At 56.5% G+C, this 23,511-nt stretch carries 19 protein-coding genes and 2 pseudogenes; 7 read left to right on the forward strand and 14 right to left on the reverse strand.

Annotated features, from left to right (window positions below):
* Positions 1 to 19: 19 nt before the first annotated feature.
* The 5 genes from N8E88_RS06425 to speB form a co-directional block, all read right to left on the reverse strand.
* Positions 20 to 1,108: an ABC transporter substrate-binding protein gene (locus tag N8E88_RS06425; RefSeq protein ID WP_262291164.1), complete on the reverse strand. Its 1,089-nt coding sequence runs from the start codon at positions 1,106 to 1,108 to the stop codon at positions 20 to 22.
* A gap of 74 nt (positions 1,109 to 1,182) precedes the next feature.
* The gene (locus tag N8E88_RS06430; protein ID WP_262291165.1) at positions 1,183 to 1,833 is read right to left on the reverse strand and encodes an amino acid ABC transporter permease; all 651 of its coding nucleotides are present in this window, start codon (positions 1,831 to 1,833) and stop codon (positions 1,183 to 1,185) included.
* Positions 1,830 to 2,498 (reverse strand): amino acid ABC transporter permease, encoded by a 669-nt coding sequence (locus N8E88_RS06435; RefSeq protein ID WP_262291166.1) that lies wholly within the window; start codon positions 2,496 to 2,498, stop codon positions 1,830 to 1,832. The genes N8E88_RS06430 and N8E88_RS06435 overlap by 4 nt, the downstream gene beginning before the upstream one ends.
* A gap of 3 nt (positions 2,499 to 2,501) precedes the next feature.
* Positions 2,502 to 3,299 carry a transporter substrate-binding domain-containing protein gene (locus tag N8E88_RS06440; RefSeq protein ID WP_262291167.1) on the reverse strand — a complete coding sequence of 266 codons (798 nt, stop codon included), beginning with the start codon at positions 3,297 to 3,299 and terminating at the stop codon, positions 2,502 to 2,504.
* A gap of 97 nt (positions 3,300 to 3,396) precedes the next feature.
* Complete coding sequence (speB, locus tag N8E88_RS06445; protein ID WP_262291168.1) at positions 3,397 to 4,458, reverse strand: agmatinase; 1,062 nt, start codon at positions 4,456 to 4,458, stop codon at positions 3,397 to 3,399.
* A gap of 212 nt (positions 4,459 to 4,670) precedes the next feature.
* Here speB and gcvA point away from each other — a divergent pair, with 212 nt between their 5' ends.
* Complete coding sequence (gene gcvA, locus N8E88_RS06450; protein ID WP_262291169.1) at positions 4,671 to 5,720, forward strand: transcriptional regulator GcvA; 1,050 nt, start codon at positions 4,671 to 4,673, stop codon at positions 5,718 to 5,720.
* 9 nt (positions 5,721 to 5,729) lie between these two features.
* Positions 5,730 to 6,905 carry an aminotransferase gene (locus N8E88_RS06455; RefSeq protein ID WP_262291170.1) on the forward strand — a complete coding sequence of 392 codons (1,176 nt, stop codon included), beginning with the start codon at positions 5,730 to 5,732 and terminating at the stop codon, positions 6,903 to 6,905.
* 163 nt (positions 6,906 to 7,068) lie between these two features.
* Here N8E88_RS06455 and ggt read toward each other — a convergent pair whose 3' ends face one another.
* Positions 7,069 to 8,814, reverse strand: coding sequence for a gamma-glutamyltransferase (gene ggt, locus N8E88_RS06460; RefSeq protein WP_262291171.1), 1,746 nt, complete (start codon positions 8,812 to 8,814; stop codon positions 7,069 to 7,071).
* 101 nt (positions 8,815 to 8,915) lie between these two features.
* Positions 8,916 to 9,639, reverse strand: a pseudogene (locus tag N8E88_RS06465) (glutathione S-transferase).
* 291 nt (positions 9,640 to 9,930) lie between these two features.
* Between N8E88_RS06465 and N8E88_RS06470 the strand changes: the two are divergent.
* From N8E88_RS06470 to N8E88_RS06490, 5 genes are all read left to right on the forward strand, one after another.
* On the forward strand, positions 9,931 to 11,274 hold the full coding sequence (locus N8E88_RS06470; RefSeq protein WP_262291172.1) for an extracellular solute-binding protein: 1,344 nt from the start codon (positions 9,931 to 9,933) through the stop codon (positions 11,272 to 11,274).
* Positions 11,275 to 11,353: 79 nt separating this feature from the next.
* Positions 11,354 to 12,250 carry a carbohydrate ABC transporter permease gene (locus N8E88_RS06475; RefSeq protein WP_262291173.1) on the forward strand — a complete coding sequence of 299 codons (897 nt, stop codon included), beginning with the start codon at positions 11,354 to 11,356 and terminating at the stop codon, positions 12,248 to 12,250.
* A gap of 9 nt (positions 12,251 to 12,259) precedes the next feature.
* Positions 12,260 to 13,147, forward strand: coding sequence for an ABC transporter permease subunit (locus N8E88_RS06480; RefSeq protein ID WP_262291174.1), 888 nt, complete (start codon positions 12,260 to 12,262; stop codon positions 13,145 to 13,147).
* A 10-nt stretch (positions 13,148 to 13,157) separates the two neighbouring features.
* Entirely contained in the window at positions 13,158 to 14,279 is a 1,122-nt protein-coding gene (locus N8E88_RS06485) for a sn-glycerol-3-phosphate import ATP-binding protein UgpC (protein ID WP_262291175.1), read from the forward strand.
* A gap of 20 nt (positions 14,280 to 14,299) precedes the next feature.
* Positions 14,300 to 15,220 (forward strand): sugar phosphate isomerase/epimerase family protein, encoded by a 921-nt coding sequence (locus tag N8E88_RS06490; protein WP_262291176.1) that lies wholly within the window; start codon positions 14,300 to 14,302, stop codon positions 15,218 to 15,220.
* A gap of 40 nt (positions 15,221 to 15,260) precedes the next feature.
* On the opposite strand, the gene N8E88_RS06495 is transcribed toward N8E88_RS06490, so the two are convergent.
* The 7 genes and pseudogenes from N8E88_RS06495 to N8E88_RS06525 form a co-directional block, all read right to left on the reverse strand.
* The gene (locus N8E88_RS06495; protein WP_262291177.1) at positions 15,261 to 16,247 is read right to left on the reverse strand and encodes an aldo/keto reductase; all 987 of its coding nucleotides are present in this window, start codon (positions 16,245 to 16,247) and stop codon (positions 15,261 to 15,263) included.
* Positions 16,248 to 16,272: 25 nt separating this feature from the next.
* Positions 16,273 to 18,601 (reverse strand): annotated as a pseudogene (locus tag N8E88_RS06500) (Tex family protein).
* A 66-nt stretch (positions 18,602 to 18,667) separates the two neighbouring features.
* Complete coding sequence (locus N8E88_RS06505) at positions 18,668 to 19,807, reverse strand: Gfo/Idh/MocA family protein (RefSeq protein ID WP_262291178.1); 1,140 nt, start codon at positions 19,805 to 19,807, stop codon at positions 18,668 to 18,670.
* Positions 19,808 to 19,821: 14 nt separating this feature from the next.
* Complete coding sequence (locus N8E88_RS06510) at positions 19,822 to 20,568, reverse strand: sugar phosphate isomerase/epimerase family protein (RefSeq protein ID WP_262291179.1); 747 nt, start codon at positions 20,566 to 20,568, stop codon at positions 19,822 to 19,824.
* 27 nt (positions 20,569 to 20,595) lie between these two features.
* Complete coding sequence (locus tag N8E88_RS06515; RefSeq protein ID WP_315975204.1) at positions 20,596 to 21,693, reverse strand: ABC transporter ATP-binding protein; 1,098 nt, start codon at positions 21,691 to 21,693, stop codon at positions 20,596 to 20,598.
* Positions 21,690 to 22,589 carry a carbohydrate ABC transporter permease gene (locus N8E88_RS06520; protein WP_262291181.1) on the reverse strand — a complete coding sequence of 300 codons (900 nt, stop codon included), beginning with the start codon at positions 22,587 to 22,589 and terminating at the stop codon, positions 21,690 to 21,692. The genes N8E88_RS06515 and N8E88_RS06520 overlap by 4 nt, the downstream gene beginning before the upstream one ends.
* Positions 22,586 to 23,494, reverse strand: coding sequence for a carbohydrate ABC transporter permease (locus N8E88_RS06525; RefSeq protein WP_262291182.1), 909 nt, complete (start codon positions 23,492 to 23,494; stop codon positions 22,586 to 22,588). Before N8E88_RS06525 ends, N8E88_RS06520 begins: the two co-directional genes overlap by 4 nt.
* Positions 23,495 to 23,511: the final 17 nt, after the last annotated feature.

A 23,511-nucleotide genomic window follows, 5' to 3' on the forward strand; every position in this document is an offset into this window, starting at 1 on the left:
GGTGGGCTTGCGCCGAATGTTAACCGACGATCAGCTCAGTCCATTTCTGGTTGAGCCAGTCGGACTTGGTTGTATAGAGGTCATAGCGCGGAATGATCGGCTCGATATCGGAAGATACCGCCGCGAATTCCTTGTCGTTCAGATCGAGCAATTCGCGTTTCACTGTCGGCGAAGTACCAACCTTGCGCGATAGCGTCGCCTGAATGGCAGGCTGGCTCATGTAGTCGATGAAAATATGTGCTTCGTCGGCTTTCTTCGATGCACGCGACAGAGCCCAGCAGCCGGAGTCCTGAACGCCGCCTTCCTTGGGGAAGGTGGAACGAACCGGATGCCCTTCGGAAGCAGCGAGGCCGGTCACGTCGTGGTAATACTGCCCCATCGGAATTTCGCCCGACTTCAGCGATTGTTCGAACTGGGCCTCGTCACGGTACCACAGGCGGACATTCGGCTTGACCTCTGCAAGCTTGTCGAAGGCCTTCAGCAGTCCTTCTTCCGTATCGAGAGCGTTGGTGCCTCCGAAGAATGTTTTTGCAGTCACTTCCAGCAGGAATGAGTTCGAAACAAGAGCGAGCAGTCCGAGCTTGTCGGCGTTGGCCTTGTCCCAGAACGCTGCCCACGACGTCGGCGCTTCCTTGTAGACATCGGTGTTGGTAACGAGCGTGATGTACCATGAGACCGCGCCGATACCCGCGACGGAACCATCAGGGTACTTGTTGACGAAGCGGTCAATGAGGTTCTTTGAATTCGGAATCTTTGCCAAATCGAGCGGCGTCCACAGTTTGGTCGTCTGACCCTTCAGCATTGCCACTTGCGACATCATCGAAACATCTGCGGGGGCGGCGCCAGCTTTTGCGGCCTGCTCAAGCTGGACCAGCCAGGCTTCGCCCGTTGGTTCGGCCACGGATTCGATAGCGATGCCGGTTGCTTTGGTGAATTCCGGAAAGATGTTCTTGTCGAACGAGTCTTTGAAATAGCCGCCATAGACGCCGACCTTCAACGACTTGTCCTGCGCACGCAGGATGTTTGGCATTGCCAGAACGGCGGCACCCATCACGCCCGCACCAAGTACCGCGCGGCGGCTGGCGCCCGTCTTCAGAAAAGTGTCCATTGTTGTATCTCCTTTTTGGAAGCCAGTTTGCTGGCCGAATCCCACTTCTGTTTTGTCTAATATCGAGCTGTTGTTCAATGCTGACGAGCGGTTCGGAGCTCCAATATCTTTGTATAGCGCGTCAGCGGGTAGCACAGAACAAAATAGATCAGCGCTACCAATCCATAGACCGTAAAAGGTTCAAAAGTTGCGTTGTTGATGGCATTCGAGGTTCGGACCAGTTCTTCGAAACCGATGATCGAGGTCAGTGCAGTGCTCTTGATCAGCTGCACCAGAAAGCCGACGGTCGGTGCCCGCGTAATCGCGAAGGCCTGCGGCAGGATGATAAGGCGCAGCTGCGCTATGTAGTGCAGGCCGAGACTGCTTCCCGCATCCCACTGGCCGTTTGGCAATGCTTGCACGCCGCCACGCCAGATTTCGGCGAGGTAGGCACTCGCACAGAGCGTCAGCCCGAGGACTGCGGCCGTCCATGCCTCGATACGGAAGCCTAGCAGTGGCAAGCCGAAGAACAGCAGGAAGAGCTGCATCAGCAGCGGCGTTCCCTGGAAGAGGCCGATGTAATATTCAGCCGCACGGCGCAGCCAGCGCCGCTTGGAGATGCGGAGCAGGAGGATCGTCAATCCGGCAATCGCGCCTCCGGCAAAAGCCACGATGGACAGCAGGACCGTCCAGCGGGCTGCCAGCAGGAGATTGCGCACGATGTCCCAGAAAGTGAATTCGATCATGCCATGCCTCCGGCAATCGCGCGCCGTCCCGTTGCGAACAAGAGCCTGCGCAAGCCGATGCTCATACCGAGGTAGACAATAGTCACGACAAAGTACGTCTCGAAGGCCCGGAACGTTCGCGCCTGCAACATGTCCGCCTCGTAGGTGAGTTCGCGCACCGCAATCTGCGAAACAACCGAAGACTCCAGCATCATGATGATGATTTGGCTGGTCAGCGCCGGGAAAATGACTTTCAGCGCCTGCGGCAGCACGATCTTGATGAAGACGAGCCACGCCGGCAGACCCAATGCCGCCGCAGCTTCCCTCTGACCGTTGGGTACGGCATCGAGCCCGGCGCCAACGATCTCGGTGGTATAGGCGGTCATATTCAGCGTCATCGCCAGCATGGCAGCGATGACAGGATCAAGGCGAATGCCAAACCGCGGGAGCCCAAAGAAGATGAAGAAGAGCTGCACCAGAAATGGCGTGTTGCGGATGAGCTCGACATAAACCCCGATGGCCTTGCGCAAGATGGGATAGCGGCTGCGTTTGGCTGCAGCCCCGAATATGCTCAGGATGACGCCAGCGACGGTGGTGACAGCGATCAGGAAGATCGTCATCGCCGCGCCGCTGGCAATCATGCCGATCGCGCCATTCAGCCAGCCGAAGTCGAGCGCATAGCCCACAGATCAATCCTTGAGGTTTTCAGGATTGAGCGGTGTCTTCAGCCAGGCTTCCGAGCTCTTGTTAAGACTGCCATCGCTCAGCATCTTGGTCACTGTATCGTTGATGGCCTGCTTGAGGCGATCCTCTTTCTTGTTGAGGGCAATGTGCGACGGCGATGTCAGAAGCTGGAATTTCTGCTCGGGAGCCAGGGCTTCCTGACGTGCAAGAACCTGTGCACCGACGTCATTGCCGACCACCATGAGCTGAGTCTGCCCGGAAATGAAAGCCTGGATCACTGAGTTGTAGTTGTCGAAGCGCTTGACGTCGGCCGAAGCCGGAACCACCTCTGTCAGTGATGTATCTTCCAAGGTACCACGATTGACGGCAATGCTCTTGCCGGCAAGATCATCTTTACTCTTCACTTCAAGGGCCTTCGGCCCGATGACGGCGATGTAGTAGGGCGCATAGGCGGCAGCGAAGTCGATCACCTGCTCACGTTCCTTGCTGTGGCCGACGCTCATCAGAAGGTCGACGCGACGTTCCGTAAGATAAGGAATGCGGTTCTGACCGGTTACCGGAACCGGATTGAGCTTTACCTTCAACGCATCGGCCAGTGCCTGGGCCACATCCATATCATAGCCTTTAAGCGTCATGTCGGCGCTGGCGGAAGAGAAGGGCGGGAAGTCGGCAAAGACGCCGACATTGAGGACGCCCGCCTTGGTGATGTCATCGATCGCATCGGCATTGGCCACACCTATACTCGCGCCGCTGATCAACAGAAGTGCGGTAAAGGATGCTCGCAGTGTCTTGTAGATTGTCATTTTTATTCCCCTTCGTTGTTATTGTGATTGACGAGAACAATCCGGCTTTATGCCATTTACCGCCTCATCATTCGTTGGTTGCGTAATTCCGGATGCATCAGCGCTGGCCCTGAACGAACGGGCTGAATACCATCAGGCTGAGGATTTCGAACAGGACCTGGGCGCCCGCATGGGCGGTGTTCGTCGTGGCGTCATACTGCGGTGCAACTTCCACGACGTCACCGCCAACAAGATTGATGCCCTTGAGACCGCGGATAAGCTCAAGGACTTCACGTGTCGTCAGCCCGCCGACTTCAGGGGTGCCAGTTCCAGGAGCAAAACTTGGATCGAGGCTGTCAATATCAAAAGAAAGGTAGGTAGGACCGTCGCCGACGATTTTTCTCGCCTTTTCGATAATAGCGGGGATGCCGAGACCGGTTACTTCTTCCGCATGAATGACGGTCATGCCGGATTCGTAGGAGAATTCCCAGAGATACTCCGCCGAGCCGCGAATGCCGATCTGGATAGTACGGTTCGGATCGAGCACGCCGTCGAGGACCGCATTGCGGAAGGGACCGCCATGATGGAATTTGGTCTGGTCGAAGGCGCCTCCTGTATCGCAGTGCGCGTCAATATGGATCATGCCCACCGGGCGCTTCTTGCCGACAGCTTTCATGATCGGATGGGTAATAGAATGATCGCCGCCTACGGAAAGTGGTACAACACCGGCATCCACGATCTGGTTGATGCGACGTTCGATGTCATCATGGCTCTGCTCGAGCCTGTAACGGCTGGCAAAAGGCACGTCGCCAATATCTGCAACGCGCAGGTCAAACACTGGTGCGCATTCGAGAACATGATTGTATGGACCGATGCGCTCGATGGTCCGCAGCGCCCGCGGACCGAAACGCGAGCCGGTGCGATTAGTTACGCCGAGGTCCATCGGCACGCCAACCATGGCGACCTGGAGATTGCCGAAATCGGGATTGCTGGAATCGACCGGCATGTGAGGGGCGGTCAAAAAGGTCGGCATGCCCGAATACGGTGCAAGGCGCGTACCGCTTTTTGAAAAGATCTTGTCTGCGACCTTGCGGAATGTCGGGTCAAACAACTCACCGCCATGGCTTTCCCCATATTTCGCGCGCAGTTCGTTCAGCTTTTTCTCATCCCAAGATGCCATGACAAGTATCCCAATGTCCTAAGTGCGCGGGGATAAACGGATTCGGCGTGTGTTGCTGGTGGATATCCGTCGTTGTCTGTTCCCCGGGCATTTTTGCCTCGTTAAGCGTATTATCGGTGCAAAAGGCACAGAAAAGCAATTGACATTGTTATAGCTTATTGTGTGAATAAATCTCACATGACTTTCCGACAATTGGCAGCTAATGGAATTCTATGACGCAAGGTCGCTTGCCCCCGCTGAACCCGTTGCGCGCCTTCGAGGCGACAGCACGACATGGCTCCGTGACTGCCGCAGCGCGTGAACTTAACGTTACACATGGCGCCATCAGCCATCAGATAAAAGCGCTGGAGGCCACTCTTGATGTCCAGCTGTTCGAACGTGGCGCTCAACGTCTCAAGCTTACGCCGCAAGGGGCGCTCCTCTTGCCGACGGTATCAAAAGCATTCGAGGATATTGCTGCGACGACTGCGCTGATCAAACGTCCCACGACAAGCGGCGAACTCACGGTGACTTGCGTGCCGGCGCTGCTTTCGCTTTGGCTCATCCCGCGCATGAACCAGTTCACCGAGCAGTATCCGGATATCAGGCTGACGCTGATTGCGTCGAACGAGTCGGATCATCTCCACTCCTCGGATGTCGATGTCTGCGTGCTCTATGGCCATGGCAATTGGGCCGACTGTTGGATAAGGCTCTGGACGACGCTGAAGCTGTTTCCTGTCGCAAGTCCGACGCTGCTCAACATGCGGCCTCTTCGCTCCGTACGCGATCTGCGCAATCACGTGCTCCTCCATGGCGACGATGGCCGTGAATGGAACACTTGGCTGGCTGCAGCCGACGCAACCGAGCACGCCCGAGGCGCGCAGCACTTCATGAGCGACGCTCGGCTCTCGACGGAAGCGGCAGTTTACGGCCAGGGCGTTGCACTGGGCGATACCATCACCGCAAGCCATCTCATTGCCAAGGGCGAGCTGATTGTCCCGTTCGACCTCACTGTGCCGGCAAACAATGCTTTCTACGTTGCCTGCCGCAATGAGGTGCGCAACGCGCCGATAGTCAAGGTTTTTATCGACTGGCTGTTTGCCTCGCTGGAGACAGATACAATCACCGAACCGCAAACCTCGGCTCGGCGTATCATCCGTCCGCGCAATGGCAAGGTCAGTGCTCAAGAGCGTCTGGCGACCCCTCCATCCATTCCAACGACTCGCCCGAAACGACTCGACCGCGCCGCTCTGAAGCGCCGGGCAAAAACCGACATCCGATAGGACATTTTCATGACTGTTGCCCGACTGAACCCGCTTGTGACGCGCTTGTCGCCTCCGCCGATCCCAGCTGTACAGGCATGGGGCAACTCTTATGACGGCAGCCTTGGCCCACTGATCGATCTATCCCAGGCTGTTCCCGGTTACCCGCCGCATCCGGATATGCTGCGTTGGCTGGGCGAAGCTGCGTCATCGCTTGCCTACACCAATTATGGTGCAATCGAGGGTGAAACTTCGCTGCGCGAAGCCTATGCGGCACACGTGTCCGAGGTCTACGGTGCAGAAATTGCCGGCGGCAACATCCACATCACATCAGGCTGCAACCAGGCGTTTATCTGCGCAGTGATGGCTGTTGCTGCGGCGGGTGATACGGTGCTGATGAGCGATCCGTTCTATTTCAACCATGAAACGACTTTGTCGATGCTCGGCATCAAGACGGGTTTCGTCGCCTGCGACTCCGCCAATGGGTTCGTGCCGACAGTGGAAGCCGTCGAACGCGCGCTGACACCGGACGTGCGTGCTCTTACCCTCGTTACTCCCAACAATCCCACTGGCGCTATTTATCCTCCCGAAAGACTGAAGGCGATCTTCGACATCTGCCAAAAAAACGGCATCTGGCTGATCCTCGATGAGACCTACCGCGATTTTCTGCCCGAGGGCGCGGGTGCGCCGCATTTCCTTCTCGGCGAAAAGAACTGGCAGAACAATCTGATCCAGCTCTATAGCTTTTCCAAATCGTTCTGCATTCCGGGACACCGGCTCGGGGCGCTCACAGCAGGCGAGAACGTCGTCGACGAGGTCGCCAAGATCATGGACAATCTGCAGATCTGTGCGCCGCGAGCGGCTCAGGGCGCAGTTGCGCGGGCCCTGCCGGCACTCATCGAATGGCGCGCCGGAAACCGGCACGAAATCGACCTGCGAGCAAAGGCATTGCGGGAGGTCATGAAGGATCTCGGTGGTTGGAAACTAGAGGCCATCGGCGCTTATTTTGCCTTTATCCGCCATCCCTTCGAAAGCCGCTCATCGACCAAGGTGGCCGAGCACCTCGCCAAAAAAGCCGGGATTTTGAGCATTCCCGGCGAGTATTTTGGTGCAAAACACACCCAATTCCTGCGTTTTGCATTTGCCAATGCCGATGCCGAAACCATCCAGCAGCTGCGCAGCCGGATGGTTGACTTCAGTCTGTGAGGCAGAAAGTTGTGCTGCACGGCTATCGTGCGTGGTTCGACAAGCTCACCATGAGGGAGAATGGGGTTTTGCAGTGCGCGACCCTGCTCGGATAGCTCGCTTTGCAATCAAATCACGTCCCTCATGGCGAGCTTGTCGAACCACGCACAGAGCGCTTTGCCGATCAATAACCCAACGCCTCTCCAGACCCTGACCGGCTGTCCATTGCGCCGTTGTAGCGAGCGCCGCCGCCCTTCTCAATGTCGGCTAAGCTTTCACCGCCGACAAGAATACCGGCTGCCTGTCCCCAGATCGTCCAGCTCTTGTCTATCTCGACATCGTGGCCCATCTCGGTGAGGATTTTGCGTGTGTCAGATGAGAGGGCATAGGGCTCCATATAGACCTTGTCCGGCAGCCATTGGTGATGGATGCGCGGCGCGTCGATTGCTTCCTGGATGTTCATGCCATGGTCGATGACGTTGATGATCGCTTCTAGCGTGATCGTGATAATGCGCGCCCCGCCCGGGCTGCCAATGACCATGAAAGGCTTGCCGTCTTTCGAGATAATGGTTGGGCTCATCGAGGACAGGGGTGTCTTCTTCGGCTGGATAGCATTGGCTTCTCCTTGCACCAGCCCATAGAGATTGGCCGCACCAGGCTTGGCCGTGAAATCGTCCATCTCATTATTGAGTAATATACCTGTTCCAGGAGCAACGACACCCGCGCCGAAGGAGCCGTTGAGCGTATACGTTACAGCCACTGCGTTTCCTTCGTCATCAACAATGGAATAATGCGTGGTCTCTTTACTTTCGCCAAACCCCTTCGGCATGAGTTCTTGTGAAACGCCGGCCTTGAATGGACTGATCTTCTCGCGGATTTCCTTGGCGTACTGCTTGTCGAGCAGCTTCTCGACGGGATTGTCGACGAAATCCGGATCTCCAAGAGAGACGTTCCGATCGACGTAGGCATGCCGCATGGCCTCTACCATAGCGTGCACGGTCTCTGCTGAACCGTATCCCAGGTAGCCGAGCGGATAACCTTCGAGAACATTCAGGATCTCACAGATAATGACGCCACCAGAACTCGGTGGAGGCGATGAGACAATGTCATAACCGCGATAGTTGCATTTGACCGGCTCAAGTTCCCGCACGGAATATTGTTCGAAATCGGCCTTTGCCAAAATGCCGCCGGTCGACGCGCTGGCTTTCACGATGGCATCCGCTGTTGCACCTCTGTAAAAAGCATCCGGTCCCTTCTCCGAAATGCCCGAAAGCGTTGCGGCGAGATCAGACTGAACCAGTGTTTCGCCGATCGCATAAGTCTTGCCATCCGGCTTCAGGAAGATTTCGGCGGCAGTCTTGTCCTTGGCAAGTTTCTTGGCGCCATTTTGCAGCGACGCAACATCACCCTGATCGAGCACAAAGCCGTCACGGGCGAACCGGATCGCCGGGCCCATCAGTTCTTCGCGCGATTTGGTGCCATATTTGGTCCGGGCGGTCTCAAAGCCGAGGACGGAGCCAGGCACGCCCACAGCGAGATAACCATCGGTGCTCAGGCCCTTGACCATGTTGCCCTTGTCGTCGAGATACATGGTCTTGGTCGAGGCAAGCGGAGCGCGTTCGCGGAAGTCGAGAAAGGTCGTCTTGCCGTCCTTGAGACGGATGGTCATGAAGCCCCCGCCGCCGATGTTACCCGCCGTCGGATAGACGACAGCCAGCGCATAGCCGACAGCAACAGCAGCATCCACTGCATTGCCACCACCTTTGAGCACATCCACCCCAATTTGCGACGCCAAATGTTGCGCCGTAACGACCATTCCATGCTCGGCTTTTACCGGATCGGGGGAAGCCGCGAACACGGTGGCGACCGGTACAAAGCCAAAGCTCAGTGCGACAGCAAAGACGCCAGCTTTCGTAGAGCGATAGTCCATGGTCTTTCCTCCGGAATATTGACTGGGGGACAATGGAACCTGTTCGGCGTGGCATGTCCAGAGAAAGTGAGAAGGCGGCGGAAAAAGTGATTGCCGCCGCGTCACGCGTCCTGATCGAGCTCGGGATAGTGGCGGAAAACACCGGACTCATTGAAGTCGAGCCGCCGGTCGGAGGCAAGATATTTCTTGATATTGGCCCGGTTCTCAACGGCATCATGCAAGGCCGTCAGCGCCGGATAACGTTCACCGAAGCGTTTGGTGGCGCGCGGAAAGGCGTAATGGAGCCCTTCAATGATCTGGAACAGCGACAGGTCTACGTAGCTTAGCCGGTTTCCGACAGCATGCTTTTTTCCATCCGGATTTTGCTCGAGCACACGCTCGAAATAACCCATGAATTTGGGGATCCGATGCTCAATGAAATCGGCCGAGCGCTGCTTGGCTGCCTCCTTCTGATCTTCGAAATACAGATCTCGTCGAGAGCGGGTGGTGGGTGTCGTGCACCTCGGCCACAAAGTCAGTGATTGTCAACTGCAAGCCGTTTGCGATGAAGCGCAATGGTTCATCCTCCGGTGCAAGGTCTAACTTCGGTCCGAGATAAAACAGTATATTCGCGACATGCGATACGATCAGATCACCGTCCTTCAAGAACGGCGGCGCAAAGGGAATATATGGTGCGGATTTGCTCTTTAGAAGCTTCATCATTGCTGCAGTTCCATCCGATTGGCGCGCAACGTCCATGTATTCGGCTCCAGCCTCTTCCAGGGCCAATCGCACGAATTCGCCGCGCCCCTGCAATCCGTCCCAGTAATAAAGTTCATAGGGCATTAGGGTCTCCTTGTGTCTGGTCAGAGTTTATCGCAGGGAAGCAGGAGAATGTGGCAGCAATTGCCTTATAGATGAGGACATGCCGGCATTTCGAGTGTCCTCTTACGAGCACCAGCTGCACTGACAGCCGGCTTATTCAGCTGTTTTACGCAGCTGTGCATTGTCACAATACTTTCGCATCAATTCGATCAAAGGTTCACATAACCGCCCTAGACATAGTCCCGGTCGAGGCGGACCGGCTCTCCTGGTACTGCCCAAAAATCATTGTCACTCATTGGATCGGGGCTTCAGATGAAAACACTTGGTGTCAAATTGAGCATGGCTGTAGCTGCCTTGGCCGTTGGTCTTGGCGCGACGCCGGCGCTTGCGGAAAAGGTCAAGTTCGAGTTCTGGTACGGGCTGAGCGGCGATCTCGGCGAGCGTGTTCAGGACGCGTGCAAGAAATTCAACGAGTCCCAGGCGGACTACGAAATCGTCTGCACCAGCCAGAATGGCTATCCCGAAACTGTGCAAAACGCGATCGCGGCCTATCGCGCCAAGAAGCATCCGGCCATCGTCCAGGTTTTCGACGGCGGCACGCTCGACCTGATGCTGTCAGGCGCTTTCGTTCCGGCGAAGAAACTTATGGAAGACAACGGTTACAAGATCGATTGGGCCAATTATTTCGGCGGCATCGCCAACTACTATGCGACGTCCAAAGGTGAGCTCTACTCGTTCCCGTTCAACTCATCGACAGCCATGTTCTACTACAATGTCGATGCCTTCACCAAGGCCGGCATTGAAGGCGCTCCGCAAACCTGGGAAGACGTGGAGGCCGCTGCACGTAAATTGAAGGCCGCCGGTTATGCCTGCCCGTTCGGATTCAGCTTCGACACCTGGGCGACGGTCGAACAGTTCTCAGCCATTCACAACCAGCCGATCGCTACCAAGAACAATGGCTATGACGGCCTCGATACGGAACTTGTGATCAACAAGACCAAACTTGTCGATCACCTGACCTTCTTCAAGAAGATGACCGATGAAGGCCTGTTTGTTGTGAAGACCAAGCAGCTCGGCATGGATGTTGTGCCGGCATTCACCTCCGAGACCTGCCAGATGATCCAGTCGTCGATTGCCGATCATGGCACCGTCGGCAAGACTATCAAGCCTGGTACCAAGTGGGATGTCACCATGCTCCCCGTCTGGAAAGGTACCGAGCGTCAGAATTCACTCGTCGGCGGTGCATCACTCTGGGTCCTGAACAACCGTCCGGAAGCGGAATATAAAGGCGCAGCCGCCTTCCTCAACTTCATTGCCCAGCCGGATATGGTTGAGTGGTGGTCGACTGTCACCGGATACATTCCGGTCACGAAGACCGGTTTCGACGCCATGAAGGCCAACGGTTTTTACGACAAGCCAGCCTATAAAGGTCGCGACAAGGCCATTGCCAGTCTGACATTCACCCCGACATCGGCCAATACTCGCGGCATTCGCCTTGGCGGCTTCCCTCAAATCCGCAAGGAAATCTCGGATGCTATGGAAGGCATTTTCTTCGGCAAGTTGACGGTGCAGGCGGGCCTCGATCAGGCTGTTGAACGTGGCAACGCCATCTTACGCCGCTTCGAAAAGACCTATGCCGGCCGTGCATTGAACTAATCCTGTCGTCGCGATGGCCCGGAGCGCATCCGGGCCATCGCTTTCTTGCATCAGAAGAACAGGCTGGCAGGTCGATCTCATGAACAAGCGCACTGTTTTCAAAAGCTGGTGGTTGCCGATCGCGTTTGCGCTGCCGCAATTGCTGCTGATTTTCTTTTTCTTCTATTGGCCGGCAACGTCGGTTCTGACCTGGGCTTTTTCGCTGGAGCCGGCATTTGGCGGGGTGGGCGAGAGACTGTTCGTCGGCTGGGATAATTTTCGGGAAGTTTTTGCAGATACGGAATATTGGCGGTCGGTTTCGCTTAGCCTTTTCTTCGCCTTCAGCGCCACCGCGCTTTCCATGTTCATCGCCTTCGTGCTTGCGATTTGCGTCGATCGCCAGCTCAAGGGATCGGGCCTGTTCCGATTCTTCTATATCTGGCCCTATGCCATCGCCGCCCCGGCGGTTGGCCTTGCCTTCCGCTTCATCTTCGCGCCTGAGAGTGGCCTGATTGCCGTCGTCAATACCTGGTCGCCGGATCTGTGGAATCCGGCGAAGTTCGGCAGCCACGCCATGATCCTCGTCATCGTGTGTTTTGCCTGGAAATGGATCGGCTACAATTTCATCTTCATGACGGCAGGTCTCCAGTCGATCCCGCGCAGCCTGGTTGAAGCTTCGGCGATGGACGGATCCGGCCCGGTACGCCGGGCATTCGATCTGCAAATCCCGCTGCTTGCGCCAACCCTGTTCTTCCTGCTGGTCCTCAATCTGACCGAGAGCTTCGTCGGTCCCGACACCTATGGCATCGTCGACCTGACGACCGAAGGCGGGCCGAACAAATCAACCGATGTCATGGTCTACCGCATTGTCAGCGAGGCATTCCGCGGCCTGAATTATTCGGGCGCGGCCGCGCAGAGCCTCGTTCTCATCGCCCTGATCATGCTCTTCACCTTCATCCAGTTCCGCTACGTCGAGCGGCGCGTGCACTATAAATAGGATCCGGCGATGATCGAACGCACCCCCATTCTCAACGCCGTCACCTATTTCATCATGTTTCTCGGCCTGCTGCTTATCCTAGGCCCGTTCTGGATGATATTCGCGGCTTCGACGCAATCCTTGGCACAGGTCAATACCGTCCCCTTCAATTTCGTGCCGGGAGCGGATTTTCTGCATAACCTGCAAGCCGCATGGCAACGGGCCAATCTTGGCCCGGCCCTCTTCAACAGCCTTGTCACGTCGTTGCTGGTCATGTCGGGCAAGGTGATCGTTGCGGCGCTCAGCGCCTTCGCCATCGTCTATTTTCGCAGCCCGCTACGCCATGTCTTCTTCTGGATGGTGTTCCTCACCCTGATGCTGCCGCTCGAGGTGCGTGTGATCCCGACCTATAATATCGCCGCCGATGTTTTCGCGCCGGTGCGCTGGCTCATCCAGACCTTGACCGGAATCGAACTGTCGTTGCAGTGGAACCTTTTGAATTCCTATTCCGGTCTAGTCCTGCCGCTTATCGCGACAGCAACCGGTACGTTCCTGTACAGGCAGTTCTACATGACGCTACCGGATGAACTGGCAGAGGCGGCAAAGATGGATGGGGCGCGCCCCTTGCGCTTTTTTATCGATATCCTGCTGCCGCTGTCGCGCACCAACATGCTGGCGCTGGCCACGATCATGTTCGTTTATGCGTGGAACCAATATCTCTGGCCAAAGCTGATGACAACAGAAGCCGACTACCAGACAGCGATGGTCGCGATGCGCACGCTCGTTCCGAATGTCAATAGCCTGCCGGAATGGAATATCTCCATGGCCGGTGCACTCATCATCATGCTGCCGCCCCTGATCGTTGTCGCTGTTCTGCAGCGCTGGTTCGTCCGTGGTCTGGTCTCGACAGAGAAATAAAGGAAAACTCATGGCCGAAATCAACATCCGGAACGTCCGCAAGTCTTATGGCCGCACACAGATCCTCCATGGTGTCGATCTCGACTTCAAGTCTGGCGAATTCGTCGTGATCCTTGGCCCGTCCGGCTGCGGCAAGTCCACGCTGCTGCGCATGATTGCCGGGCTCGAGGAGATTTCTGCAGGCGAGATTTCGATTGACGGCACGGTCGTAAATGACCTCGAACCCCGCGATCGCGGCTGTTCGATGGTATTTCAAAACTACGCGCTCTATCCGCATATGAACGTGGCCGCCAATATCGGCTATGCGCTGAAGGTTGCCGGTGTTCCGCGTGCCGAGCGGGATCGCCGCATTGCTGAAACCGCCCGGATCGTCGGGCTCGAAGAACTACTGGACCGTAAGCCGGCACAGCTTTCCGGTGGTCAACGGCAGCGTGTGGCCATGGGGAGGGCAATCATCCGCGAACCGAAGGTTTTTCTGTTCGACGAGCCCCTTTCCAATCTCGACGCCAAGCTGCGGGTGCAGATGCGGGTAGAAATCCGCCGCCTGCACAAGCGACTTTCAGCAACGTCGGTATTCGTGACTCACGATCAGGTCGAGGCGATGACACTTGCCGACAAGCTGATCGTTATGAACAAGGGCCATGTCGAACAAGTGGGCACGCCGCTGGAGATTTATCACCGGCCACGAACGCGTTTTGTCGGGACATTCATCGGTTCGCCAGCCATGAACTTCTTTGACAGCACCATAGCGCCAAGCGGCAACTTTGTTTTGCTCGACGGCATCCAAATGGCGATTGACCTGGCACTTGGCCGCGACAATGCAAATAGCGCCGTATCCGTCGGAATTCGTCCGGAGCATTGCCGTTTGGTAAAGGCAGGAACGGCAAACAGTGTGCCTGCGACCGTCGATTTTGTGGAAGAGCTTGGCTCCGGGCGCAATGTGCACGTCGACATCGATGGAACGATCTTTGCTGTCGGTGGCGATGAGGCTCAGTTCTTCGACACTGGTGCGACGGTCGGCCTGCAATTGCCATCGGAACACATTCATTTGTTCTCCAGGGATACCGGTTTGCGTCTCGACGACGCGCCTGCGTTGAAACACAATAGCAACCAATCGACCGTGGCAGCTTAGCTGTCCTGAAAGGATCAATCATGAATACGGAGTCCATCATTTCAGCCGTCGGCTTCTGCACCTATACGGGCGACGGCAATTTCAGCGTGCTTGAAGATTCTTTGCGGACGATCAGTGACCTTGGCGCAAGTGCTGCTGAACTGTCGCTCTATGGCGAAGAGCTCATTTCCGGTGGCCGCATCATTCCAAGCCGGTTGGAACGCCTGCTGGAAATTACCCGCCAATTCGACCTGCGCTATAGCGTACATGGCCAGATCATTTCGAACTTCATGGACAAGGAACATCTGGCGCTGCAGAAATCGGTCGTTCGCGCCATGCTTGAATTGTGCAATCGTGTGGAGGCTGGCATTCTCGTCCATCATAGCGGACAGGCCAAGATGCCAGCGTTGACGCGTATTGGCGATCTCGACCAGATGGAGCGCGATGCTTTGGCAGAGCTGGCCGAAGTCGCCAAGGGTTATGGTGTACGTATTGCACTGGAAAATATCTTCGCGCTCAGCGAAGCAGAATATCGCCAGACGCCGGCAAAGGTCGGTGAAACCGTCCGAGCCGTCAACAGTCCGAATGTCTGTGGGTTAATCGACTTCAGTCATGCCTATATCGAATGCACACGGCTCGGCCTCGATTGGCGCGAACAGATCAAAGCAATGGCTCCGGTCACCGGGCACCTGCATGTTCATGACAGCTTTGGCCGTCCATACAGCATGACGAAGTTCTATCATCCGGCGGAGGCGACTGCACTTGGCATCGGCGATCTGCATTTGCCGATTGGCTGGGGCGACATTCCATGGGAAGAGATTTTCTCGGAACTTACATTTCTGCCGGATACGACGCTGATCATGGAAATAACCGGGAACCGTTTCGCCACCGAGCAGGCGGACAGTCTTGCGCGGGCGCTAAAGCTTATGGATTTGGTCAATAGCCGCCGTATAGCAGCGTAAATTCGTCAATTGTGGCGGTTGTAACCGCCACAATTGACCTTCATCGGATGGTGAACGGTTCGACCGCGGCATAGACCGCGTCCGGTACATTTACCTTCAGCAGTTCCGTGTTTCGGGTGAGGCTCAAGGGCTTGGCCGTGCCGATCAGAACGTTGGCGACGACCGGCTCCCGCAACGGGAATTGCATGGCGGCGGCGGCAAGTGGGATGGAGTTGGCTTCTGCGATCTTCTGCATGGCGCGAACGCGACCGAGAATATCGTCCGAGGCAGGACCGTAATCGAAATTTGCGCCCGGAACCGGCCCGGTTGCGAGAATGCCTGAATTGAAGACGCCGCCGATCACCAGCGAAACCTGTTGTCTGCGGCAGACTTCGAGCAAACCGCGCTCTGCGGAGCGATCCAATAGTGAATAGCGGCCTGCCAGCAGGATGCAGTCTATGGGGTGCCTGGCAATCACGTCGAGACAGACGTCAACCTCATTGACGCCGAGACCGTAGGCCGAGATCGCGCCCGATGATTTCAGTTCGTCCAGTGCGCGCACGCCACTATCCAGCAATTGCGCCTGATAGACCGCGTTCTTTTCTGCGCCATGGGTGTAGGCGCCAATATCGTGAACGTAGAGTATGTCGATCTTGTTCAGGCCCAGCCGGGCATAGCTGAATTCGAACGAACGCATGATCCCATCATAGCTATAATCGTAGTCAACTGTGAAGGGTAACGGATTGACGTAGGAGTAGTCCGGTACCTGATCTTCAGCAACGGGCCGCAACAAGCGGCCGACCTTCGTCGAAAGCACATATGTCTCGCGCGGTTTGCTGCGCAGAAAATCGCCGGTCCGCCGTTCGGATAGACCGAAGCCGTAAAAGGGCGCGGTGTCGAAATAGCGCATTCCCGCATCCCATGCAGCCTGCAACGTTTCCATCGCTGCTTCCCGCGTACATTCCCGGTAGAGACCGCCGATCGCTGCGCCACCAAATCCGAATTGCGTTACGGCGAGCGGTGTCTTGCCTATTGTGCGGATATCCACGGTTGTTCTCCCATAATTGTTCCAGCTATTTCTTGCGCAGTGCATCTGCCAGAGCTGCGCCGAAAGCGCCTTGTGTCGAAGGTTGCGGCTTCTGGCCGCCCGAAGCGGGAACAGCGGCGCGCGACGGCTTGTCAACGGCACGGGGACTGCGTGACGACTCGCTTCCCCCACCATCCTTGCGCATTGTCAGGCTGATCCGGTTACGTTTGGGATCGACATCGACAACGCGCACTTTGACGACATCCCCAGTCTTGACCACCTCATGCGCGTCTTTGACAAAGCGATCCGCCAATTGCGAAAGGTGAACAAGGCCGTCCTGGTGCACGCCGATATCGACGAACGCACCGAAGGCGGCAACATTGGTAACCGTTCCCTCCAAGAGCATTCCGGGCTTCAGATCCTTGATGTTGTCGATGCCGTCGGCAAACGACGCTGTTTTGAATTCCGGCCGGGGATCTCGGCCAGGCTTTTCCAGTTCTGCAATGATATCCCGCACTGTCGGCAATCCGAAGCGCTCGTCGACGAAGACGCGGGGATCAAGCGCTTTCAATGCGCTGCTGTCGTTCATCAGTGACCTCACGTCGCGACCGCAAGCGCTTACGATTTTCTTGGCAACACCATAGGCTTCGGGATGAACGGCCGAGGCATCGAGTGGTTCGGTACCGTCTGTAATGCGCAGGAATCCGGCGCATTGCTCATAAGCGCGCGGCCCGAGGCGTGCGACTTTCAGGAGGTCGCGACGGGTTTTGAATGGACCAACGTCGTCGCGATAGGCGATAATCGCTTCAGCAAGTGAAGCACCGACGCCGGAAATTCGCGCAAGCAAAGAAGCCGAAGCGGTGTTGAGATCGACGCCCACGGCATTCACCGCATCTTCGACCACGCCTTCGAGCGAACGTGCAAGACGGTATTGGTCGACATCATGCTGGTACTGGCCGACGCCGATGGATTTTGGCTCAATCTTGACCAGTTCCGCCAGCGGATCCTGCAAGCGACGGGCAATGGAGACGGCGCCGCGAAGCGACACGTCAAGCCCGGGGAATTCCGCAGCGGCAGTTGCCGATGCGGAATACACCGAAGCGCCGGCTTCGCTGACGATCACCTTCAGCGGCTTGGGCGCTGGCATCTCCGCCAACATATCGGCGACGAGACGTTCGGTCTCGCGGCTACCTGTGCCGTTGCCAATCGCTATAAGTTCGATCTTGTGCCTGACAACGAGCTTTGCCAGCTCGGCCTGTGTTCCGCGCACATCATTACGCGGCGGGAAGGGGTACACGGTCGAGGTGTCGAGAAGCTTGCCTGTGCCGTCGATGACAGCAACCTTCACACCTGTGCGGATGCCTGGATCAAGGCCCATCGTTGCGCGCGAACCTGCAGGTGCCGCCAACAGCAAATCCTTCAGATTGCGGGCGAAGACGCGGATTGCTTCTTCCTCGGCGCGTTCACGCAATGCGGTCATGAGATCGACGGAGAGATTGAGCGACAGGCGGATGCGCCATGTCCAGCGCACCACTTCCATCAACCAGCTATCGGCTGCACCACCGTTGGTCTGGATCGAATAGGCGTCGGCGATCATTCGCTCGACTGGTCTGATAGCGGAGGTATGTTCGGCATCGACCTCGATTTCGAGCGATAGCACTTCCTCGTTGCGGCCGCGCAGCATGGCAAGTGCACGATGACTGGGAATGGTTGCCCAGCGCTCAAAATGATTGAAGTAGTCCGAAAACTTCGCTCCGATTTCCTGCTTGCCGTCTACTACTTTGGCGCGGAGAAACGCACGATCTTGCATGTACTTGCGCAAACGACCGACGAGGTCGGCGTTCTCCGAAAAGGTCTCGACAAGAATATCCCGGGCACCGTCGAGCGCAGCCTTCACATCCGGAACATCGTCAGTGAGAAAACTCTTGGCCAGCTCGGAAGGAACAGTGCGCCGGTCTGAAAGAATTGTTTGTGCCAGGGGTCCCAACCCACGCTTCCGAGCGATTTCCGCCTTGGTGCGTCGCTTAGGCTTGTAGGGAAGGTATATATCCTCAAGCTCCGCCTTTGTGACGGCGCCGGCAATCTTGCCTTCAAGGTCGTCCGTTAGTTTGCCCTGGCTGCGAGATCGAGTCGATGATTGTATTCCGGCGGGCATCGAGTTCGCGCAGATAGACGAGCCGTTCGTCGAGCGTGCGCAGCTGCGTATCGTCGAGCCCGCCCGTAACTTCCTTACGATACCGGGCAATGAAGGGGACGGTTGCTCCGCCGTCGAGAAGTTCGATCGCCGCATTGGCCTGTTCGGGCCGTGCGTGTATCTCGGCGGCGATAAGGCGCGCAATATGGGCGGTATTTTCGACGGTCACTTGTATTTCCATAAATCATGATCGGGCGGCCAACATAGTGGCGCCCGATCATGACCGCAATCGCTTGGGAGCGATGCTTCAAGGCTTTTTCAACAGCGATTTGGCTTCCTTGATACCCAGAGCCTCCGGTCGGGAACAGCTTGTCTTGATATCGATGAACCTCTTTTCTTCGCCGGAACGAAGGATGGACGTCATAACGTCGACGCCGTGCAATGCCCGCTCCAGTGAGCAGCGTATGTCGCGACCCGCAAGAAGAGCGGCGGCCATATCGGCAAGTCCGGCAGTGCGGTAATTAGCCATCATGCCCGCGGGGTGCTTCTGATTGGGTGTACCAAAAGGATGCGCCCAGGCCTTGACCGGTTTCGCCTTCTTTCCCGGTTTTGCCAGTTTGACCTCTCCGCCAAAGAAGTTCGGATCGGGTAGGAAAATCGAGCCGTCAGTACCGTAGAGTTCCATATTGGGATGGTGATGAGCCCACACGTCCCAACTGGCAGACAGGGTGACCGAAGCGCCACTTTCAAACTCCAATAGGGCTTGAACAGTTGTCGGCGTTGTTACCTTGATCGTCTCGCCCCGACGTGGCTCGCTCGATATGGTGCGCGTTGGCGTGGCCATCGATGTCAGCGCCGCAACACGCCTGACCGGACCGATGAGGTTGATCAGATTGGCAATATAGTAAGGGCCAAGATCGAGAATCGGCCCACCGCCTGGACGAAAGAAGAAATCCGGATTGGGATGCCAGTGTTCCATGCCATGGCTGAGAACGTGGGCCGTGCCGGAGGTAATCGTTCCGAGCTGTCCATCGTCGACGAGCTTGCGGGCAAGCTGGTGCGCGCCGCCGAGATAAGTGTCCGGAGCGCATCCGGCTTTCAGGCTTTTCTTTGTGGCGAGCTTTTGAAGCTCAAGTCCGTCTTTTAAGGAGAGCGTCAGCGGCTTTTCCGAATAAAGATGTTTGCCGGCCGACAGGATCTGCTTCGATACGTCGAAATGCGCGTCCGGGACCGTCAGGTTGACGACCAGATCGATGTCGTCGCTGGCAAGCAGACCATCAATAGTACGCGCCTCGGTTCCGTATTCGGAAGCGCGAGCAGTGGCTGCGGTGTAGTTGATGTCGGCGATGGCGCGGATTTCAATGCCCTTGAAGAGTGGGGCTAGTCGCAAATAGGTCGCTGAGATATTGCCGGCACCAATGATGCCGATGCCTAGTGTCTTGGCCATGTTGCTGTCTTTCTTCAGAATGCTTTCACGGTTGCGATCGAACGGCGGGCAAACCGTTCATCGTCCGACGGGTTGTCATGTTCCATGATGAAGTACTTCACCGGCGTATCTCTGAGCGCCGACGTCAGGGCCTTCCAGTCGACAGTTCCGTACCCAACGTCAGCCCAACCATCCTCATTGGTATTCTGGCCTTGAGCAGCGATGTCCTTGACATGCACGGCAGTAATCCGTGAGGCGTGGTCCTCGATCCACTGGAATGGGTCCGCTCCGCCCCGGATGATCCAGGCAATGTCGGCTTCCCAGGAGATGCTCGGAGCTGCGTCGAAGATGAGCCGCTGCGGAATCGAACCATCGGCGAGTGCCTTGAACTCAAAATCGTGATTATGCCAGCCGAACACATATCCAGCCTTGCTGTACGTGGCATGGGCAGCTTCAAGCCGCTCTCCGAAGGCGGACCAGCCCGCCGCATCGGTAGGCCGCAGGTCCACAGCGAGATGTGGGCAATAGATTGCCTTCATGCCGAGCGTTCCAGCAATGTCGAGAACCTTTTGCTCTTCCTGTTCAAGAAGATCGATACTGAAATGACCCGAAGGCATGGTCAGGTTGTGGGCGTCAAGGGCAGCCTTGGTGGCTGCGGCGTCTCCGTAGACAGCGCCATAGCCTTCGACCTGCACATAACCATTACGCTGCAACATTTCGAGCGTCTGGTCGAGCGGCGGAAAATTGCGGGAGCTGTAGAGCTGATAGGAAAAGTCGGTCACTGCATTTCTCCATGATGCTTGGGAAGGTTAAAGGCGATTTTCGGTCCCGGCGTCGAAGAGTGAGGCCATGGCGGGATTGAATGTCAGGAATACCTTTTCACCGGGCTGGTAGCGCCTGCCGGAATCGACGCGAACCGAGATGGCTTTTCCTGCAGCCTTCAACCAGACGAGACTGTCGGCGCCCATTGGCTCGTCGAGATCCACGACTGCTTCGCACGACCGACCGGCTGGACCGGGCTGGTCACTGATAGCGATGTGTTCCGGTCGAAAGCCGAAAATGACGGAATGCCCGGGCGCCAAAATTTGTTGCGCTTCATACCCTGCAAGCGAAATATCAAGATCGCTCGCCTTGAACGCCGGCGAACCTTCCGGCCCGGTGATCTCACCTTTAAGGAAATTCATGGCGGGTGAGCCGATGAAGCTTGCGACAAAGAGGTTGCGCGGCTTGTTATAGATCGTCAGCGGATCATCAAGCTGCTGAATCAGACCGCCTTTCATGACGGCAATGCGATCCGCCAAGGTCAAGGCCTCGATCTGGTCATGGGTGACGTAGATCATTGTATTGGCAAGCTTGTGGTGCAGCCGCTTAATCTCGACGCGTAATTCTGAGCGCAACTTGGCATCGAGGTTGGAAAGTGGTTCGTCGAACAGAAAAACGTCGACGTCGCGAACGAGCGCGCGGCCGATGGCAACGCGCTGCCGCTGACCACCGGAAAGCTCGGCGGGCTTACGTCGCAGCAGCGGGCCGATCTGCAGGATTTCGGCCGCATGGGCGATGCGTTTCTGGATTTCCGCAGCAGGCAGACCAGCCACGCGCAGCCCGAATGAAAGGTTCTTCTCGACAGTCATTTGCGGGTAGAGCGCATAGGACTGGAACACCATGCCAATGCCGCGATCCTTGGGCTCTTCCCAGGTCACATTCTTGCCCTTGATGAAAATTTGTCCGTCGGAGATTTCGAGAAGGCCGGCGATGCAATTGAGCAGAGTGGATTTTCCGCAACCAGACGGCCCGAGAAGCACGAGGAACTCGCCATCCGCGACCTCAATATTGAGGTTTTGCAAAACGCTGATCGAGCCGAAATTGAGCGAAAGATCCTTGATTGAAACACTGTGCACTGAGGTCACCCTTTTACGGCGCCAGCGGCGATGCCTCTGACGAAATACTTGCCTGAAAAGAAATAGACGAGGAGCGGCACCGCACCGGTGAGAATGGTCGCGGCCATGTTGACGTTGTATTCCTTCACCCCTTGAGTGGAATTGACGATGTTGTTGAGCTGCACTGTCATCGGGAAATTCTTGGTGCCAGCGAAGATCACGCCGAACAGGAAGTCATTCCAGATGCCGGTCACCTGCAGGATGACAGCCACCACGAATATGGGTAGAGACATCGGCAGCATGATCTGCAGAAAGATGCGCCAGAAGCCCGCGCCATCCACGCGCGCAGCCTTGAAGAGTTCCGGTGGCAGCGAAACGAAATAATTGCGGAAAAGCAGGGTAAGGATAGGCATTCCGAAGATTGTGTGAATGACGATGACGCCGGTCAGCGTACCGAAGATACCGAGGTTTCGTGTAATGATCACCAGGGGGTAGAGCATCACCTGATAGGGAATGAAGGCACCGAAAATGAGGGTTGTGAAGAACAGCTCAGAGCCTTTGAAGCGCCAGTTGGACAACGCGTAGCCATTTACCGATGCAATGATGATCGAGAAGATCACACTTGGGACCAGAATCTTCATCGAGTTGAAGAAGCCGACCTTGATCCCTTCGCAGTAAAGGCCCGTGCACGCACTGTTCCAGGCCGTCGCCCAAGGTTGGAAGGTGACCTCGACGGGCGGAGAGAAAATGTTGCCCAGTCGTATCTCGGGCATACCCTTCAGTGAAGTCATGACCATCACATAGAGGGGAATGAGGTAGTAGATGGCGGCAACAAGGAGCACTGAATAAATCATGATCGATGCGGGCGACAGGAAGCGCTTGGGCCGACCTCCGCGTGGTTCGGCATTAGGGAGGTTTGAGCTCATTTCGAGGTCTCTCCTTTGCGATGCCGGGGCCGGAATTCCAGTAGCGCCCAGGGCACGAGGATGATCAGCACTGTGGTGAGCATTATCGTCGAGGCGGCAAGACCCTGACCCAGATTGCCGCGCGAGAACATCAGGTCGTAGACGTATTTCGCGGGAACCTCCGAGGAAATGCCCGGCCCGCCATTTGTCAGGGCGACGACGAGATCATAGACCTTGACGATAGTGGCGGAAATGATGACGAGCGTGGTGATGAAGACCGGTCGCATCATCGGAATGATGATAAAAAGATAAGTTTTCCACGCCGGTATTCCGTCAACCCGTGCTGCTTTCCAGATTTCATCGTCAATGTTGCGCAGACCTGCGAGCATCAGTGCCATGACAAGGCCCGTGCCTTGCCACAGACCCGCAATCACAATGGCATAGATGGTAAAACGGCCATCGGTCAGGATAGGGAAATTGAAGGTTTCAAAACCGAGGTCCCGAACGACCTTCTGCACGCCATAGGCCGGGGTAAGTATCCATTGCCAGACCAGGCCGGTGACGATGAATGACAGTGCGTGCGGGTAGAGGAATATCGTGCGGAAGGTATTTTCGAAACGGATTTTCTGATCCATCAGTGCGGCGAGGATAAATCCGAGCACCAGCGAAAAACTCAAGGACAAAACCCCGAAGATGGCGAGGTTCTTCAGGGAAACGGTCCAGCGCGACGTCCGGAAAAGCCGCACATACTGATCCATCCCGACGAAATCCAGCGTTGGCAGAGACCGCGAGGATGTGAAGGAATAAACGACGGTCCATACCGTGCAGCCAATAAAGACAACAAGCACCGTCAGGATCATTGGCACCGCCGCGATCTTCGCGTTCAGATTACGTAGGGGGGCAAACGGGCGCTGGCTCCCAGCCATCGAAGTCTCCATTCCTG

Source organism: Phyllobacterium zundukense (assembly GCF_025452195.1).
In the GTDB taxonomy this organism is placed as follows: Bacteria; Pseudomonadota; Alphaproteobacteria; order Rhizobiales; family Rhizobiaceae; genus Phyllobacterium; species Phyllobacterium zundukense_A.

What these genes read in the sequence shown, in the direction of transcription:
- N8E88_RS06520 (WP_262291181.1), bottom strand. Translation starts at nt 22,589, where the DNA reads ATGAGCTCAAACCTCCCTAATGCCGAACCACGCGGAGGTCGGCCCAAG.
- N8E88_RS06525 (WP_262291182.1), bottom strand. Translation starts at nt 23,494, where the DNA reads ATGGCTGGGAGCCAGCGCCCGTTTGCCCCCCTACGTAATCTGAACGCG.
- N8E88_RS06455 (WP_262291170.1), top strand. Translation starts at nt 5,730, where the DNA reads ATGACTGTTGCCCGACTGAACCCGCTTGTGACGCGCTTGTCGCCTCCG.
- N8E88_RS06505 (WP_262291178.1), bottom strand. Translation starts at nt 19,807, where the DNA reads ATGGCCAAGACACTAGGCATCGGCATCATTGGTGCCGGCAATATCTCA.
- N8E88_RS06425 (WP_262291164.1), bottom strand. Translation starts at nt 1,108, where the DNA reads ATGGACACTTTTCTGAAGACGGGCGCCAGCCGCCGCGCGGTACTTGGT.
- N8E88_RS06475 (WP_262291173.1), top strand. Translation starts at nt 11,354, where the DNA reads ATGAACAAGCGCACTGTTTTCAAAAGCTGGTGGTTGCCGATCGCGTTT.
- gcvA (WP_262291169.1), top strand. Translation starts at nt 4,671, where the DNA reads ATGACGCAAGGTCGCTTGCCCCCGCTGAACCCGTTGCGCGCCTTCGAG.
- N8E88_RS06470 (WP_262291172.1), top strand. Translation starts at nt 9,931, where the DNA reads ATGAAAACACTTGGTGTCAAATTGAGCATGGCTGTAGCTGCCTTGGCC.
- N8E88_RS06480 (WP_262291174.1), top strand. Translation starts at nt 12,260, where the DNA reads ATGATCGAACGCACCCCCATTCTCAACGCCGTCACCTATTTCATCATG.
- N8E88_RS06430 (WP_262291165.1), bottom strand. Translation starts at nt 1,833, where the DNA reads ATGATCGAATTCACTTTCTGGGACATCGTGCGCAATCTCCTGCTGGCA.
- speB (WP_262291168.1), bottom strand. Translation starts at nt 4,458, where the DNA reads ATGGCATCTTGGGATGAGAAAAAGCTGAACGAACTGCGCGCGAAATAT.
- N8E88_RS06440 (WP_262291167.1), bottom strand. Translation starts at nt 3,299, where the DNA reads ATGACAATCTACAAGACACTGCGAGCATCCTTTACCGCACTTCTGTTG.
- ggt (WP_262291171.1), bottom strand. Translation starts at nt 8,814, where the DNA reads ATGGACTATCGCTCTACGAAAGCTGGCGTCTTTGCTGTCGCACTGAGC.
- N8E88_RS06485 (WP_262291175.1), top strand. Translation starts at nt 13,158, where the DNA reads ATGGCCGAAATCAACATCCGGAACGTCCGCAAGTCTTATGGCCGCACA.
- N8E88_RS06490 (WP_262291176.1), top strand. Translation starts at nt 14,300, where the DNA reads ATGAATACGGAGTCCATCATTTCAGCCGTCGGCTTCTGCACCTATACG.